Consider the following 14,299-nt stretch of genomic DNA (forward strand, 5'->3'; position numbering starts at 1 on the left):
TACGGCTACTGGCCGTCGATACGGACTTCTGGTTCGACAACCACTGGATCATCGACTCCACGCCGGTGGAGTGCGGCCGCTCGCGTCCGACGGTGAAGCGGTCGGACATGGCCGGCCGGGCCGGATACGGGTACTGCGCCTCGCACTCCCGGTTCTTCTGGGGCTGGACCGCGAACCGCACCTTGCCGCGGATCGGCCAAGCCTGCTGGTGATCGCGGACAAATGCTTCGCCTCCAAGGAGTTCGAGGCCGATCTGGCCTTCCGGGGCGCGGAGCTGCTGCGTCCTTCGTTCAAGCGTGAGAAGAAGCGCAAGGGCGAGAGCCTCCTGAAGTCGGTGCGGCAGCTGATCGAGTCGGTCAACGACACCCTCAAAGGCCAGCTTGACCTGGAACAGCACGGCGGCCGGACCTTCGAGGGCGTCGCCGTCCGCGTCGCCCAGCGCATCCTCGCGATGGCTGCCGCGATCTGGCACAACCACAAGACCGGCCAGCCCGTCATACGATCCTTGATCGCTTATGACCACTGAGCACATCGGAATGACTCGTCCAGGTGCAGGGTGCTGCAACCAGCACCCTTTCTCCACCCAGGGGAGTACAGCGGAGGCGGTCGGCTCATCCTCCGGGAGGCCCGGCATTCGGTACGCGGGCATGACGCCGGGTGGTTTCCGTCTCCGTAATCTTGAAGTCAAGCGGCGGGCGTGGAACTCGTCCCCCGAGGCCAGACGCCCGCCGCTCCGGAACAGGTCAGGAGAGGAACCATGGCGGACACGGCGACGCGGACCATGATCCGCACGCAAGGGCGCAGGGCGTACGCCTCGTTCGGCGTGCGTCCGTCCGGCACGCGCCACCCACTGGTGGCGACAGCCATGGTTCTTCCTCTGGCGGCCCTGCTGGTCGTCGTCTTCGGCGGCTGGGACGCAGTGGTCACACAAGCGTCGTCCGTGGGCGTGATGCTGGGGCGCTGAGCGGCGCCCCGGGTCCGGAAGAGCGGTTCGGACCGGGACATCCGGCCAACAGCCCCGTGGGGACGGGGGTGCGGCGGACGGCAGCGTTTGTCCGGCCAGCTGGGGAGCTGGCCGGACATCGCGCTGTCCGGACCCTTTTCGGAGCGGCCGCGTACGATCACCGCCGGGGCCGGCCGCGGAGCCGGCCGACCACCTCCGCGGGAGCCGAACCCATGACCACCACCCCTGTCGTGCGCGCACTCGGCGACCTCGCGCACGACAGCGCGCACGCCGGCACAGCGGCGTGCGCATGCGCCCCGCCACAGGTGCTCGCGGACCGGCCCGACGGCACGGTGGTCCGCAGCGGTCCGGTCGTCGCCAAGGCCCACGCCCCCGACTCGGAGACCTCGGCCCTGGCGGCCCGTCTGTCCCTGGCTGCCTCGGCCCCGCTGGCGGGCATCCTGCTCCCGCCGCTCGCCGTCCCGGACGGGCCGGGCGGCAGTGCCGTAGGCCGCACCGTGAGCCTCTGGCCGTACGGCGCACCCGTCGACCCCTGTGACCCCGACGCCGCGCCCTGGGAGGAGACCGCCGACCTCCTCGCCCGGCTGCACCGCACCCCGCCGCCCGATGCGCTCCCGCCGATGCGCGGACCGGTCAAGGCGGCCCGGGCCGTGGCGCGCCTGTGCGCGGCCCGCCCCGGCGACCCGGCTGTCACTCCCGTGCTGGCCGCCTGGCGCGGACTGCCCGGCTGGGCCCGTGCCGAGACCCCGACGCCCGAGCACCGGGACGGTTTCCTCTGCCACGGCGATCTGCACCTCGGTCAGCTCGTGCGGCACCCCGCGGAGCACGGTCCCTGGCTGCTGATCGACGTCGACGACGCGGGTCCGGGCGATCCCGCCTGGGATCTGGCGCGGCCCGCCGCCTGGTACGCGGCCGGGTTGATGCCGCCCGAGATCTGGCAGCGCTTCCTCGGTACCTACCGAGCCGCAGGCGGCCCGGCCGTGCGGGCCGAAGGGGACCCGTGGCCCGAGCTGGACGTCCCGGCGCGGGCGCTCACGGTACAGACGGCGGCTCTGGCCCTGGCCAAGTCCGTGGCGGAGGACCGCAGTCCGGATGAGGTGGAACAGTTGATGATCGACGCATGTGTCCGAATTGCCTCCCTCCCGCCCGAGTTGGTGACCGAACGAGCGTCGTAGGGTGAAGCGATCGCTGCCGGGCATGCTTGTCCGGTGACGTCGCCACGACCTGAGGAGCCCGCCCGATGTTCCAGTGCCCCAAGTGTCACGCGCAGATGCACACGTACAACCGCAACGGTGTCCAGATCGAGCAGTGCAGCGGCTGTCGCGGGATATTCCTCGACTACGGCGAGCTGGAGTCCCTGAGCCGCCTGGAGTCGCAGTGGGCGCAGCAGGCCCCGCCCGCGCCGCCCGCCCCGCAGGCCTACCCCGCCCCGCAGGCCCCGCACGCTCCGCAGGCCCCGCACGCTCCGCAGGCCTACCCCGCTGCGCAGCCCCCCGCCTGGGGAGCACCGCACCAGGGCGGTCACTACGGCGGCCACCACCGCCAGAAGAGCTTCGGCCGGATGCTGTTCAGCTCCTGACCCGGCCTCCCCTGCGGGGTGGTGTCGAAGGGCGGGTCCGGGCCGGCGCCCGGACCCGCATTGCATACGTCGCCCGACGCTCCTCATGATCTAGCCATGGCCATGGCTGATGCCTAGAGTGCGGATCCATGAACTTCCTCGACAGGTCCCGCACTGTCGCGCCCCCGGGGTGGAGCCGCTGGCTCGTACCGCCCGCCGCGCTCGCCGTGCACCTTTCCATCGGACAGGCCTACGCCTGGAGTGTGTTCAAGCCCCCGCTCGAATCCGCGCTCGACCTCTCGGGCACCGCAAGTGCTCTCCCGTTCCAGCTGGGCATCGTCATGCTCGGCCTCTCGGCCGCGTTCGGTGGCACTCTCGTCGAGCGCAACGGACCCCGCTGGGCGATGTTCGTCTCGCTCGTCTGCTTCTCCTCCGGCTTCCTCGTCGCCGCGCTCGGCGCCGCCACCGGCCAGTACTGGCTCGTCGTCCTCGGCTACGGTTTCATCGGCGGCATAGGCCTCGGTATCGGTTACATCTCGCCGGTCTCCACCCTCATCAAGTGGTTCCCCGACCGCCCCGGCATGGCGACCGGCATCGCCATCATGGGATTCGGCGGCGGCGCACTCATCGCCTCACCCTGGTCCACCGGGATGCTGGAGAGCTTCGGCGCGGACCGTTCCGGCATCGCCACGGCCTTCCTCGTCCACGGTGTCGTCTACGCCGCGTTCATGGCGCTCGGCGTCTTCCTCGTGCGGGTGCCGCCCGAGGGCTGGCTCCCCGACGGCTGGCAGCCGAAACAGGAGACCCGCAGGCTCGTCACGAACGCCCAGGTCTCCGCCCGCAACGCCCTGCGCACACCGCAGTTCTGGTGCCTGTGGGTCGTCCTCTGCATGAACGTCACCGCGGGCATCGGCATCCTCGAGAAGGCCGTGCCCATGATCCAGGACTTCTTCGCGGACAGCTCCACCCCGGTCTCGCTCTCCGCGGCGGCGGGTTTCGTCGCTCTGCTCTCGCTGGCGAACATGGGAGGCCGCCTCCTGTGGTCCTCCACCTCGGACCTGATCGGCCGTAAGAACATGTACCGGATCTACCTCGGCGTCGGCGCACTCATGTACGTGGTCATCGCCCAGCTGGGCAACGACTCCAAGCCGCTCTTCATCTGCTGCGCGCTCGTGATCCTGTCCTTCTACGGCGGAGGGTTCTCGACCGCTCCCGCCTATCTGCGGGACCTCTTCGGCACGTACCAGGTGGGAGCCATCCACGGCCGCCTCCTGACCGCGTGGTCCACGGCCGGCGTGCTCGGCCCGCTGATCGTCAACCGGGTCGCGGACGCGGGGGAGCGGGCCGGACACAGCGGCCCCAGCCTTTACTCGACCTCCCTGACGATCATGATCGGGCTGCTGATCGTCGGCTTCGTCGCCAACGAGTGCATCCGCCCGGTCCACGCACGCTTCCACGAGGCACAGGAAGGGAGCCCCCGTGTCCACCAGCAGTCGTAAGCCGCTCATGGTGTTCGTCTGGCTCGCGGTCGCCGTACCGTTCGCCTACGGACTGTACGAGCTCGTTCGCAAGGCCACCCAGCTCTTCACCGGCTGACCCGCACTGCCCACGACAAAACCCCCGGTCGTCGAGACGATCGGGGGTTTCGGCTGGTGCGCGATACTGGGATTGAACCAGTGACCTCTTCCGTGTCAGGGAAGCGCTCTCCCGCTGAGCTAATCGCGCAGGGCGACCCTGCGTGTACTGCGTGCGCGATACTGGGATTGAACCAGTGACCTCTTCCGTGTCAGGGAAGCGCTCTCCCGCTGAGCTAATCGCGCGGGGATCCTTGCGGACCGGTGGACGATACTGGGATTGAACCAGTGACCCCTTCCGTGTCAGGGAAGTGCTCTCCCGCTGAGCTAATCGTCCTTGGAGGTGGAGACGGGATTTGAACCCGTGTAGACGGCTTTGCAGGCCGTTGCCTCGCCTCTCGGCCACTCCACCAGGGATGGAAGTCGGCAAGACTCCCACCTTCTGCGAGCGGACGACCAGGTTCGAACTGGCGACCTCAACCTTGGCAAGGTTGCGCTCTACCAACTGAGCTACGTCCGCTTGTCTTTCCCGGCCCGCTTGCGCGTCCCGGCGACGTGTTGAACTCTAGCGGATTCCCGGGCCAGCACAAAAACGCGTTTGCGCAGCGTGCTGCGCCACCGCCGCCCGCCGCAGGTCACCCGCGTGCCGCCCGAGGGTCGTCCCGTCGTCCCTCGCGGGCGCGCGGCGACAGCTGCGGCACCTCGCCGGCTTGCCGGGACGCCCGAATACGCCCGGTATGCAGACGTCTTTTCCGCCTTGCGCGGTACCGCATCCGACGCCATGCGCTGATCTCTCAGGGGCGACGGGGCGGCCCTAGACTCGGTCACGTGCGCGACCTCACCCCCCTTGCCCGTTTCGGTGGCCTCGTGGCCTCCGGCCTACGGGACGTGACCAGCGATCCGGCGGCTCTCGAATCATCCGGCTTCTGGGCGGTATGTGACGACTTCGAAGGCCGCCTGGTCTGTGCCCGTTTCGCCACCGTACGGTCCGAAGAGGTCCCCCTCCCCGTGCCCGGTGCCTGGCGAGGGCCCGCCGCGGACGACTGGACGTCCTCACTCGACGAGCACGCCTACATGGCCGGCGTACGGCGGATCCGTGAACACATCGCGGCGGGTGAGGTCTACCAGGCCAATCTCTGCCGGGTCCTGTCCGCGCCGCTGCCCGGCCCGCAGGCCGAGGTGGCCGATGTGGACGCCCTCACCGCCCTGCTCGCCCGGGGAAATCCGGCTCCGTACGCGGGCACGATCCGGCTCCCGGAGCACGGCGTGGAGATCGCCACCGCGTCCCCCGAGCTCTTCCTGGCACGCGACGGCCGGACCGTCGAGTCGGGGCCGATCAAGGGCACCGGACGCACCGAGGGCGATCTGCTGGAGAAGGACCACGCCGAGAACGTGATGATCGTGGACCTGGTCCGCAACGACCTGGGACGCGTCTGCGCGCCCGGCAGCGTGAGCGTGCCCGACCTCTGCGCCGTGGAGAAGCACCCGGGACTGGTCCACCTCGTCTCCACCGTGCGCGGGCGGCTCGCCGACGGTGCCGGGTGGCCCGAACTGCTCACCGCCGCGTTCCCGCCCGGCTCCGTCACCGGCGCGCCCAAGTCCAGCGCGCTGGGAATCATCGACGCCCTGGAGACCGGCCCCCGCGGCCCGTACTGCGGAGCGGTCGGCTGGGTGGACGCCGACCGGGGTACCGCGGAACTGGCCGTCGGCATACGGACCTTCTGGATCGACCGCACCGGGCCCGTCCCCCTCCTTCGTTTCGGTACCGGAGCCGGCATCACCTGGGGATCCGATCCGGCGCGCGAATGGGCGGAGACCGAGCTCAAGGCCTCGCGGCTGCTCGCTGTAGCGTCGGGCGCCTACGAGGAAACAGGAAGGACCGCGTCATGAGGATTTGGGTCAACGGCGGACTGCGCGACGCCGATGACGCCCGGCTGTCCGTGCTCGACCACGGGCTGACCGTGGGGGACGGCATCTTCGAGACGGTCCGGGTGACCCGGGGCCGCCCCTTTGCCCTGACCCGGCACCTTGGCCGGCTGACACGCTCGGCGAGGGGCCTGGGCCTGGCCGACCCCGGTCACGACGAGGTCCGCCGCGCGGTGGCCGCCGTCATCGAGGCGAATCCCATGGAGCTCGGCCGGCTCCGGATCACCTGCACCGGCGGTCTCGCACCGCTCGGCTCCGACCGCGGCGACGCCGCACCCAGCCTGATCGTCGCCCTGGGCGAGGCGGCGCGCCGCCCCGACAGCACGGCCGTGGTCACCGTTCCGTGGACGCGCAACGAACGCAGCGCCGTGACCGGGCTCAAGACGACCTCGTACGCCGAGAACGTCGTCGCTCTCGCGCGCGCCCATGAGCGGGGCGCCTCGGAGGCGCTCTTCCCCAACACGGTCGGAGAGCTCTGCGAGGGCACCGGATCCAACGTCTTCGTGGTCCTCGACGGGCAGATCCACACGCCTCCGGTCACCTCGGGATGTCTCGCGGGGATCACCCGTGCCCTGGCCGTGGAGTGGACGGGCGCACAGGAGACCGACCTCCCGCTGGACGTGCTCGAGCGGGCCGACGAGATCTTCCTGACCTCGACGCTCCGCGACATCCAGGCCGTCCACCGGGTCGACGGGCGGGAACTGTCCGGCACCCCCGGTCCCGTGACGGCGAAGGCCATGCGGGTCTTCGACGAGCGCGCGGCCGGTGATCTCGATCCGTGAGCCGGCCCCTCCGCGGCCCGCATCCGGTGAGCCGGAATCCCTGAAGAGGATGACGCCCGGCCGTCCAGCGGATAGAACTCCCTGATGACCACGACCATTCGGCCGGCCGGGCCGGTCCAGCAAGGCGCCGACGGCGCGCGGGTACGCACCTATGACGTGTGCGACAACGGGCGGCCCGTTGGCGCCGTCGGCATCTCCACCGATCCGGCCTTCGGCCCCTCGGCGGGCATACTCACGACGCTCGGCATCGAGGAGGCGCACCGCAGGCGCGGCCGCGGGACCGTCGCCGCACTCGCCGCCGAGGAAGTGCTGCGCGGCTGGGGCTGTAATCAGGTCAGCCTGGTGGCCCCGGCTGAGAACGCTGCCGCCCAGGCCCTGGCGGCCGTGCTCGGCTACACCGAGCGCAGCCGGAACATGCTGAAGTCTCTCCGGCGGACCGCCCCCGCGCTGCCGGCCGGGGTCACCGGGCGGCCCATGACGGAGCTGGAATACGCCGAGTGGGCGGCCACCAGCGTCGGGACGTACGCGCGGGAATGGATGGAGCGCGGTGTGCCGGAGGAACAGGCCCGGCGCAAGTCCGAGAGGGACCACTCCATGAATCTGCCGGACGGCCTGGCCACTCCCGGCATGTACTTCCATGTCCTCGTCCACGACGGAGCCGTCGTCGGCAATGTCTGGGTGGCCCGACGTGAGATGCCGGACGGCGACGACCTCGGTTACGTGTTCGACGTCGAGGTCCGCGAGGAGCACCGGGGGCAGGGCTACGGCAGGGCGCTCATGCACCTCGCGGAGGACATCACGCTCGACGCCGGCCTCGGTCTGCTCGGCCTGCACGTCTTCGCCTCCAACACGCCCGCGCTACGGCTGTACGAATCACTCGGGTACGAGGTGACGCAGTACAACCTGGCCAAGGCGCTGTAGCCGCCCGGAGCTCCCGGTGGCCGGCGACGCCCGGCGGTCAGCCCTGGCCGTCGAGGAGACGGTCGGCGATCTCCTCGATGCGCGCGAGCAGCCCTTCCTGGCTCTTCCCGCCGTCCAGCCGCTCGTCGCCGATCACATACGTCGGAGTCCCGGTGACGCCGATCGCCTTGCCCTCCGCCTGGTCCGCGTCCACGATCAGCAGATGCCGGCCGTCGATCAGGGCGGTGTCGAACTCCTCGGCGTCCAGACCCAGTTCGCCCGCCACCTCGAGCAGCAGGGACTCGCCCGCACGGGCGAGGTCGGTGGTGCGGGCCAGTACGGCCTCGACGTACGGCCATCCCTTGCCCTGGACGACGGCTTCCTCGACGGCCTGTGCCGCCGCGTACGCGTGCTTGTGCCTCTCCAGCGGGAAGTGACGCAGCCGGACCTCCAGCCGGTTGCCGTAGCGGGCGCGCAAGGCGTGGACGTCGGAGAGGGCCCGATGGCAGTCGGGGCACTCGAGCTCGCACCAGAGGTCGAGGACGACCGGCGCGGCGGAGGGGGATTCGCTCATGCGGTCAGTCTTTCAGGCCGGACCGGCGCTTCCCAATCGGGACCTGGGGAGGGCCGCGGCCCTGAAATGACCCTGATGTGCTCCCGCACCGTGGCCTCTCCGGCAGTGGCCGGTGCAGGATGGAAGGGACGTATCCCGATCGCTGGAGGCCCTCATGCTTGCCGAGACCATCTGTTCCGCGGTGTCGGCGGCCGGTTTGGGCATCGCCGCGATCACCGCGTACCGCAAGCGGTTCCTCACGGCGACCCGGATCGCCGCCTACTCGCTGGTGCCCGTCGGGCTGGTGATGACCGGCGTCGTGGAGTGGCTGTCGGGCATCGCCTTCAAGCCGAGTGTCTGGATCGGCTTCGGGCTGCTGGCCGTGGCCTGGCTGCTCTTCATCACCACGCGCTCAGTGGAGCGCCGCAGCGGCTCCACCCGCAAGGAGCGCAAGGCCGCCCGGGCCGCGGAGCGGGGTGCCGCCGTCGCGCCGGCCGCGTCTTCGCCTTCGCTGACCTCCGGGGGCGGGACTGCCGAGCCGCAGGCGCGGGAGCGGCCGAAGAAGAAGGCGCAGCAGGCGGCCGCGCCCGGTGAGGACTTCAGTGACATCGAGGCCATCCTGAAGAAGCACGGGATCTGACCGGTCACCTGGGACTGTTCCTCGCAGCGCGCGGCGCTGCGAAGCGCCCGGTGTGAATCGATTCACTACCTTCGTAGGCATCGAAGTGCCCTTGCTCGCCTCGCGCCTCGGTATATTCGGGTTGCATCGCACCGATCTTGACGGTTTCCCGTGGGTGCGGTTAGCGTCCCGAACGGATTGAAACAATTCAATCCATCGGGCGCGGTTCGGGCGACGGCGCGACGGACCACGCCGTACGTCCGTCCATGGACCGAGGGACCCGGCGCCGACGCGCGGCGGCGGTACGTATCAGTGGGGCAGGACAAGTGGGGCGTGTGGCAGGGATCAAGGACGTGGCCCGGCAGGCCGGAGTCTCGGTGGGCACGGTCTCCAATGTGATCAACCGTCCCGAGGCGGTGCTGCCCGACACCCGGGCCCGTGTGCTCGCGGCGATCGAGGAACTCGGATACGTACGCAGCGAGTCGGCCAGACAGCTCCGGGCGGGCCGCAGCCGCATCATGGCCCTGCTCGTGCTGGACATGGGCAACCCGTTCTTCGTCGACATCGCCCGCGGCGCCGAGCGCGCGGCCCGGGAAGCCGGTCTCGGCGTGATGGTCTGCAACAGCGACCAGAGCCAGGAGGAGGAGGCCGAATACCTCGGGCTCTTCGCCGAGCAGCGGGTCTGCGGCGTGCTGGTCACCCCGGCCGACGCCACTGGGGGCAACCTCGAGGCCTTCGCCCGCCACCGGATTCCCTATGTGCTGGTCGACCGGGTGGCGGCGTCCATCGACAGCTGTGCCGTGTCCGTGGACGACGTACGCGGCGGCATGCTCGCCGTCGGGCACCTGGTCTCGGCGGGACACCGCTCCGTCGCCTATGTGAGCGGCCCCGGCGATCTCTACCAGATCAGGGACCGCCGCGAGGGCGCCCTCGCGGCTCTCACCGAGGCAGGGCTCGGCCCCGAAGCGCTCGTCGAGATCCCCTCCGACCGCCTGGACGTGGCGGCGGGCCGCGACGCCGGGGCCAGACTGCTCGGCCTCGTGCCCAGGCCGACAGCGGTGTTCTGCGCCAACGACCTGCTGGCGCTGGGCGTCCTTCAGTCGCTCTACGCCGCCGGCGTGCGGGTGCCGCAGGACGTCGCCATCGTCGGTTACGACGACATCGAATTCGCCGCGGCCGCCGCCGTACCCCTCACCTCGGTCCGGCAGCCCGCTGTGGTGATGGGCAGGATGGCGGCGGAGCTCCTCCTGGAGGAGGCGGACGACGAGGGCGGCGGCCACCGGCACCGCAGTGTGGTGCTCCAGCCCGAACTCGTCGTACGCGCTTCCAGCGCCGCCCCGCGCTGACCTCGGGGCGGGGGCGCCGACGCGATCCCGCCCCGGACGCCCCGGCGGGACGCACGCCAGGGCGAACGCGCGAAGCATCTTCGGACGCCTGAGTGGATTCCGTTCATCCTGGAGTGGGTGAACCGGCCCTTCGGCGGGTCCCGTTGATCGCCAACGGGGTCCACTCTGCGTCATGATCACTACGAGATGGTGGACACCTCCCGGGGCGACGCCCCCGCATCCCCTGCCGAAGAGCCGCGTGGCTGTCTCTTCGCGCTTTCCCAGCCCCCGCTGATGATTTTCCTGTCGGTGGTCGGCGGCCTGCTGCTGATGGCAGCCCTGCATGATCTCTTTCTCCTGTGAACGGCCGGCGGGCCCGGGTGCCCATCGCTCCGCAGGGCCGCACCCTTCCGAAGGGCGGTGGTACGGCGGGCGTGCGGACGGTCAGCGTGCCGCTTCCCGGCGTCGGGCGCGGTAGGCGGCGACATGGAGCCGGTTGCCGCAGGTGCGGCTCGAGCAGTAGCGGCGGGAGCGGTTGCGCGACAGGTCGACGAAGGCGTCCCGGCAGTCGGGGGCCTCGCAGCGCCGCAGCCGTTCCTGCTCGCCCGCCACCACGATGAAGGCCAGCGCCATGCCGCAGTCGGCCGCGAGGTGGTCCGCGATGGAGGCGTCCGGTGCGAAGTAGTGGATGTGCCAGTCGTAACCGTCGTGATCGGTGAGCTGCGGCGTGGTGCCGGCCGCGGCCACCAGGCTGTTGACGAGGTCCGCGGCGGTGCGGGCGTCGGGCGCCGCGAATATCTCGGCGAACCGGTCGCGGACGTCCCGCACGGCGCGCAGGTCCTTGTCGCCGAGGGTTCCGACGCCGCTGATGTCGTGGCGCTCCGCGAAGGTGTAGAGCGCGGAGAGCTCCGCGAGCCCGTCGCCCGCGTCGCTGTCCGGTGCGGTGTTCACCAGATCGACCACCGCTTCGAGGGCGATCCGGGTGTCGTGTGGGATCAGCACGCTTCGCTCCCTGGCCTCCGGCGGACGGGCGTCCACCGATGGCGGCTGACTCTACTGGCTCGGCGAAGGCGCCCACGGTCCGGTGCGGACCCGGAGGGGCGGGAAGGCTCCTTTTTCCCGGCCGGGGTTGCGCCGCCGGAGCCTGAAGGGCCCGCAGGCGGCGCAGGCAGCTCCAGAGGCGGTTCGGAGAGCAGTGGCGAGGTGCCTGGTGCGAATGATGCCGGGGCGCCACGTCGGCCTCCGCGCCGAGCCGACGTGACGCCCCGGCCCCCGCGCGCAGCGGCGCCGCCGCCGCGGTGGGTTCCGCGGCGACGGCGCCGGTGTCTGCCCTACGAGGTTGTCCGAGCGACGCCGTCTCCCCGAGTCGGACGGCGTCCCGCAGCTCTCGGCCTGGCTCAGCTCTCGGCCAGGATGTGTGAGAGCTCCGTATCGAGGTCGAAGTGACGATGCTCGGTGCCGGGCGGGACCGCGGCGTCGGTCCTCTTCAGGAACGACTCCAGAGCCCTGGCCGGGGCTTCCAGCAGGGCTTCGCCCTCCGGGGAGCTCAGTGCGATGCAGACGACGCCTTGGCCGTGACTTCGAGATGGCCAGACGCGGACGTCTCCGGTACCGGTGGGCCGGTGCAGCCCCTCGGCGAGGAGGTCACGGGCGAAAACCCATTCGACCGTCTCCTCCGCTCCGGTGTGGAAGGTGGCGTGCACGGCATAGGGATCGGCCGTGGCATACCGCAGGCCCGCGGGTACAGGCAGTGAGGACTCGCTCGACACAACGAGGCGCAGGTGCAGCTCGCAGCTGACCGTGGTGTTCATAAGCGCCAGGGCCTTTCGCTCAGTGTGCGCTCGGGGATTCGCACGTCGGCGAAATCGACATGCCACCTACGGTGGCGTTGTAAACCCCTCTGACCTATTTGTGATGCTTCAGCCCGCTCGTCCACTGATGTGTAACTTTGGGTCATGCGTCCATTTCGGTGACGATCGCCGTTCCGGTAGGTTGGGCTCCATGAATGCGGAGAGTGACGAGCGGAGAGAGGTCGCCGCGACGGTGGCCGCCGATTCCGCCGCGGGGGACGAGCAGACGACGGAGCGCGAGCTGGGCTCGCGGGCGCCCGGGTTCATCCGGAAGTCGAGGCTGCTTCATCTGGGCTGGCAGGTCGGGATCTTCGTCGTCGGCCTCGCCGTGGTCGGAGCGGGCGTCGCGATGCTGGCGCTGCCGGGCCCGGGATGGCTGGTGATCTTCGGTGGTATGGCGATCTGGGCGACCGAATTCGTCTGGGCGCAGATCGTCCTGCGCTGGACCCGGCGCAAGGTCACCGAAGCCGCCCAGCGCGCCCTCGACCCCAAGGTCCGGCGGCGCAACATCATCCTCACCGTGGTCGGGCTCGTGATCATCGCGGTGCTGGTCGGGATCTACGTCTGGGAGTTCGGCATAACGATGCCCTGGAAGATCGAGCAGTGACCCGGTAGTGGTCCGAAGGCGCCGCTGACATGGGGTAATGTTTGCGGTGCGCCGGGGCGATTAGCTCAGTGGGAGAGCGCTTCGTTCACACCGAAGAGGTCACTGGTTCGAACCCAGTATCGCCCACCGCGGAAACACCGATGGCCCGGAAGCTTCTCAGAAGCTTCCGGGCCATCGGTGTTTCCGCGGTGGGCGCACGGCACCGCTGCCCGCGCCGTTCGTTCGGCCCGTCGTCAGGCTGTCTGCCGGAATTTCGTCCTAACCGTTGACGCGCTCGGTGTCACTCCTTACTTTGACCCAGCAAGCGCTTTCTAAAACGATTCAATGCGAACGGTGGGGACGAGCTATGTCTCGTAACAACGGCATGGACAGGCGGCAGCTGCTGAAGCTGGCCGGCCTCTCGGCGGCCGGTCTCGGGCTGACCGCGGCCGGCTGCGGCTCGGGCAGCGGCGGCTCGGGTGGCCCTGTCACCCTCCGGCACTCGTGGTGGGGTGCGGACGACCGGGCCAAGAAGGTCCAGCAGTGCGTCGCCCTCTTCGAGAAGAAGCACCCGAAGATCAAGGTGAAGACGGACTTCCAGCAGTACCCGGACTTCTGGAAGAAGTTCAACACACAGGCGGCCGGCGGCAACCCCCCGGACGTCATCCAGAACGCCGTGACCTTCCTCCGGAAGTACGAGGCGAAGAACGTTCTCCTCGACCTCAACCCCCAGGCGGAGAAGGGCAACCTCGACCTCAGCGGCTTCCGCTCCGGGCTGGAGAAGTTCGCGGAGATCGACGGCAAGCTGCTCGGTGTGCCGGTCGGCAGTAACTCGATGGCCCTGGTCATCGACGAGCAGGTGTACGAGAAGGCGGCCATCACGCCCGAGATCGGCTGGACGTGGGACGACTGGTACGCGGGCATGCAGAAGATCAAGAGCACCCAGGGGATCGCCGGTGACTCCGGTCCGCACGGCGTGATGTACCTCTACGACCTGATACTCCGCCAGAACGGCAAGGCGTTCTTCACCGAAGACGGCATGGGTTTCGGCGAGGCCGAACTGCTGCCCTACTGGACCGAGGCCCTCGCGCGGGTGAAGTCCGGCGTCTACGCCGACCCCAAGAAGGTCGAGCAGATCAAGCCCGCTCTCGCCCTCGCGAAGGGTCTGTCGGCCGGCGAGTTCAACTGGGACAACTTCTCCGTCCGCTACAGCGCGGAAGGCAAGGGGAGGTACGGCCTGGCCCCCATCCCCAGCACGGACGGCAAGAAGACCAGCCAGTACCTGGGCTCGCTGATGCTCAGCGGCACGGCACGCACCAAGCACCCCGCCGAGGTCGCGACCTTCATCACCTTCATGACCCAGGACCCCGAGGTCGCCCGGATCATGGGCTACGACCGCGGCGTCCCCGCCACCACCTCGCAGTTCGAGGCCTATCAGCCCACCGACGCGCCGAACAAGGCGATCGCCGACTTCGAGACGAAGATCGCGGACGCGGGTCTCCTGGAGAAGATCACCCCGCACCCGGCCGGCGCGGATGTGGTCGAGGCCGCCTTCCTGCGCATCGGCGCCGACCTGTCCCTGGGCAAGGCCTCGCCGGAGGACGCCGTGAAGCAGTTCTTCTCCGAGGCGAAGACCGCCCTCGCCTCGAACTGAGAGGACAG

Annotated in this window: 16 protein-coding genes, 6 tRNA genes and 1 pseudogene; 15 read left to right on the plus strand and 8 right to left on the minus strand. The window is 69.9% G+C overall.

What is annotated here, in order from left to right; genetic code table 11:
- The 6 genes and pseudogenes from ACWD04_RS26750 to ACWD04_RS26775 all read left to right on the plus strand — a co-directional run.
- Positions 1-526 (plus strand): annotated as a pseudogene (locus ACWD04_RS26750) (IS982 family transposase); the annotation flags it as partial.
- A gap of 231 nt (positions 527-757) precedes the next feature.
- Positions 758-964: a hypothetical protein gene (locus tag ACWD04_RS26755; protein WP_203185087.1), complete on the plus strand. Its 207-nt coding sequence runs from the start codon at positions 758-760 to the stop codon at positions 962-964.
- Positions 965-1,176: 212 nt separating this feature from the next.
- On the plus strand, positions 1,177-2,139 hold the full coding sequence (locus tag ACWD04_RS26760; RefSeq protein WP_451136069.1) for a phosphotransferase family protein: 963 nt from the start codon (positions 1,177-1,179) through the stop codon (positions 2,137-2,139).
- Positions 2,140-2,204: 65 nt separating this feature from the next.
- The gene (locus tag ACWD04_RS26765; protein WP_451136071.1) at positions 2,205-2,543 is read left to right on the plus strand and encodes a TFIIB-type zinc ribbon-containing protein; all 339 of its coding nucleotides are present in this window, start codon (positions 2,205-2,207) and stop codon (positions 2,541-2,543) included.
- Positions 2,544-2,671: 128 nt separating this feature from the next.
- Positions 2,672-4,021, plus strand: a complete 1,350-nt coding sequence (locus ACWD04_RS26770) for an L-lactate MFS transporter (protein ID WP_451136073.1) — start codon at positions 2,672-2,674, stop codon at positions 4,019-4,021.
- Between the two features lie 7 nt (positions 4,022-4,028).
- Positions 4,029-4,118 carry an MFS transporter small subunit gene (locus ACWD04_RS26775; RefSeq protein WP_451136191.1) on the plus strand — a complete coding sequence of 30 codons (90 nt, stop codon included), beginning with the start codon at positions 4,029-4,031 and terminating at the stop codon, positions 4,116-4,118.
- 54 nt (positions 4,119-4,172) lie between these two features.
- Here the strand turns inward: ACWD04_RS26775 and ACWD04_RS26780 are convergent.
- From ACWD04_RS26780 to ACWD04_RS26800, 5 genes are all read right to left on the minus strand, one after another.
- Positions 4,173-4,247, minus strand: a tRNA-Val gene (locus ACWD04_RS26780).
- Positions 4,248-4,270: 23 nt separating this feature from the next.
- Positions 4,271-4,342 (minus strand) — tRNA-Val (locus tag ACWD04_RS26785).
- Positions 4,343-4,361: 19 nt separating this feature from the next.
- Positions 4,362-4,433, minus strand: a tRNA-Val gene (locus ACWD04_RS26790).
- 1 nt (position 4,434) lies between these two features.
- Positions 4,435-4,508 (minus strand) — tRNA-Cys (locus ACWD04_RS26795).
- A 35-nt stretch (positions 4,509-4,543) separates the two neighbouring features.
- Positions 4,544-4,616 (minus strand) — tRNA-Gly (locus tag ACWD04_RS26800).
- A 308-nt stretch (positions 4,617-4,924) separates the two neighbouring features.
- Between ACWD04_RS26800 and ACWD04_RS26805 the strand changes: the two genes are divergently transcribed.
- From ACWD04_RS26805 to ACWD04_RS26815, 3 genes are all read left to right on the plus strand, one after another.
- Positions 4,925-5,986, plus strand: a complete 1,062-nt coding sequence (locus ACWD04_RS26805) for a chorismate-binding protein (RefSeq protein WP_451136075.1) — start codon at positions 4,925-4,927, stop codon at positions 5,984-5,986.
- On the plus strand, positions 5,983-6,804 hold the full coding sequence (locus ACWD04_RS26810; RefSeq protein WP_451136077.1) for an aminotransferase class IV: 822 nt from the start codon (positions 5,983-5,985) through the stop codon (positions 6,802-6,804). Before ACWD04_RS26805 ends, ACWD04_RS26810 begins: the two co-directional genes overlap by 4 nt.
- Positions 6,805-6,888: 84 nt before the next feature.
- Positions 6,889-7,725, plus strand: a complete 837-nt coding sequence (locus ACWD04_RS26815; protein WP_451136079.1) for a GNAT family N-acetyltransferase — start codon at positions 6,889-6,891, stop codon at positions 7,723-7,725.
- Between the two features lie 37 nt (positions 7,726-7,762).
- Here the strand turns inward: ACWD04_RS26815 and ACWD04_RS26820 are convergent, their stop codons facing one another.
- Positions 7,763-8,278 carry a DsbA family protein gene (locus ACWD04_RS26820; protein ID WP_451136081.1) on the minus strand — a complete coding sequence of 172 codons (516 nt, stop codon included), beginning with the start codon at positions 8,276-8,278 and terminating at the stop codon, positions 7,763-7,765.
- A gap of 154 nt (positions 8,279-8,432) precedes the next feature.
- Between ACWD04_RS26820 and ACWD04_RS26825 the strand changes: the two genes are divergently transcribed.
- The 3 genes from ACWD04_RS26825 to ACWD04_RS26835 all read left to right on the plus strand — a co-directional run bounded on the left by ACWD04_RS26825 (position 8,433) and on the right by ACWD04_RS26835 (position 10,564).
- Complete coding sequence (locus ACWD04_RS26825) at positions 8,433-8,897, plus strand: hypothetical protein (RefSeq protein WP_451136083.1); 465 nt, start codon at positions 8,433-8,435, stop codon at positions 8,895-8,897.
- Between the two features lie 314 nt (positions 8,898-9,211).
- The gene (locus ACWD04_RS26830; protein ID WP_451136085.1) at positions 9,212-10,222 is read left to right on the plus strand and encodes a LacI family DNA-binding transcriptional regulator; all 1,011 of its coding nucleotides are present in this window, start codon (positions 9,212-9,214) and stop codon (positions 10,220-10,222) included.
- Positions 10,223-10,408: 186 nt separating this feature from the next.
- Positions 10,409-10,564 (plus strand): hypothetical protein, encoded by a 156-nt coding sequence (locus tag ACWD04_RS26835; RefSeq protein ID WP_451136087.1) that lies wholly within the window; start codon positions 10,409-10,411, stop codon positions 10,562-10,564.
- Positions 10,565-10,645: 81 nt separating this feature from the next.
- Here the strand turns inward: ACWD04_RS26835 and ACWD04_RS26840 are convergent, their stop codons facing one another.
- Together ACWD04_RS26840 and ACWD04_RS26845 are read right to left on the minus strand one after the other, a co-directional pair.
- The gene (locus tag ACWD04_RS26840; RefSeq protein WP_451136089.1) at positions 10,646-11,203 is read right to left on the minus strand and encodes a CGNR zinc finger domain-containing protein; all 558 of its coding nucleotides are present in this window, start codon (positions 11,201-11,203) and stop codon (positions 10,646-10,648) included.
- A 395-nt stretch (positions 11,204-11,598) separates the two neighbouring features.
- Entirely contained in the window at positions 11,599-12,012 is a 414-nt protein-coding gene (locus ACWD04_RS26845) for an SsgA family sporulation/cell division regulator (protein WP_030589699.1), read from the minus strand.
- Between the two features lie 190 nt (positions 12,013-12,202).
- On the opposite strand from ACWD04_RS26845, the gene ACWD04_RS26850 reads away from it, so the two are divergent.
- From ACWD04_RS26850 to ACWD04_RS26860, 3 genes are all read left to right on the plus strand, one after another.
- Positions 12,203-12,658: a TIGR02611 family protein gene (locus ACWD04_RS26850; protein WP_451136091.1), complete on the plus strand. Its 456-nt coding sequence runs from the start codon at positions 12,203-12,205 to the stop codon at positions 12,656-12,658.
- Between the two features lie 54 nt (positions 12,659-12,712).
- Positions 12,713-12,784: transfer RNA gene (locus ACWD04_RS26855), tRNA-Val, on the plus strand.
- A gap of 220 nt (positions 12,785-13,004) precedes the next feature.
- Complete coding sequence (locus ACWD04_RS26860) at positions 13,005-14,291, plus strand: ABC transporter substrate-binding protein (protein ID WP_451136093.1); 1,287 nt, start codon at positions 13,005-13,007, stop codon at positions 14,289-14,291.
- Positions 14,292-14,299: the final 8 nt, after the last annotated feature.

Source organism: Streptomyces sp. NPDC002911 (assembly GCF_053591835.1).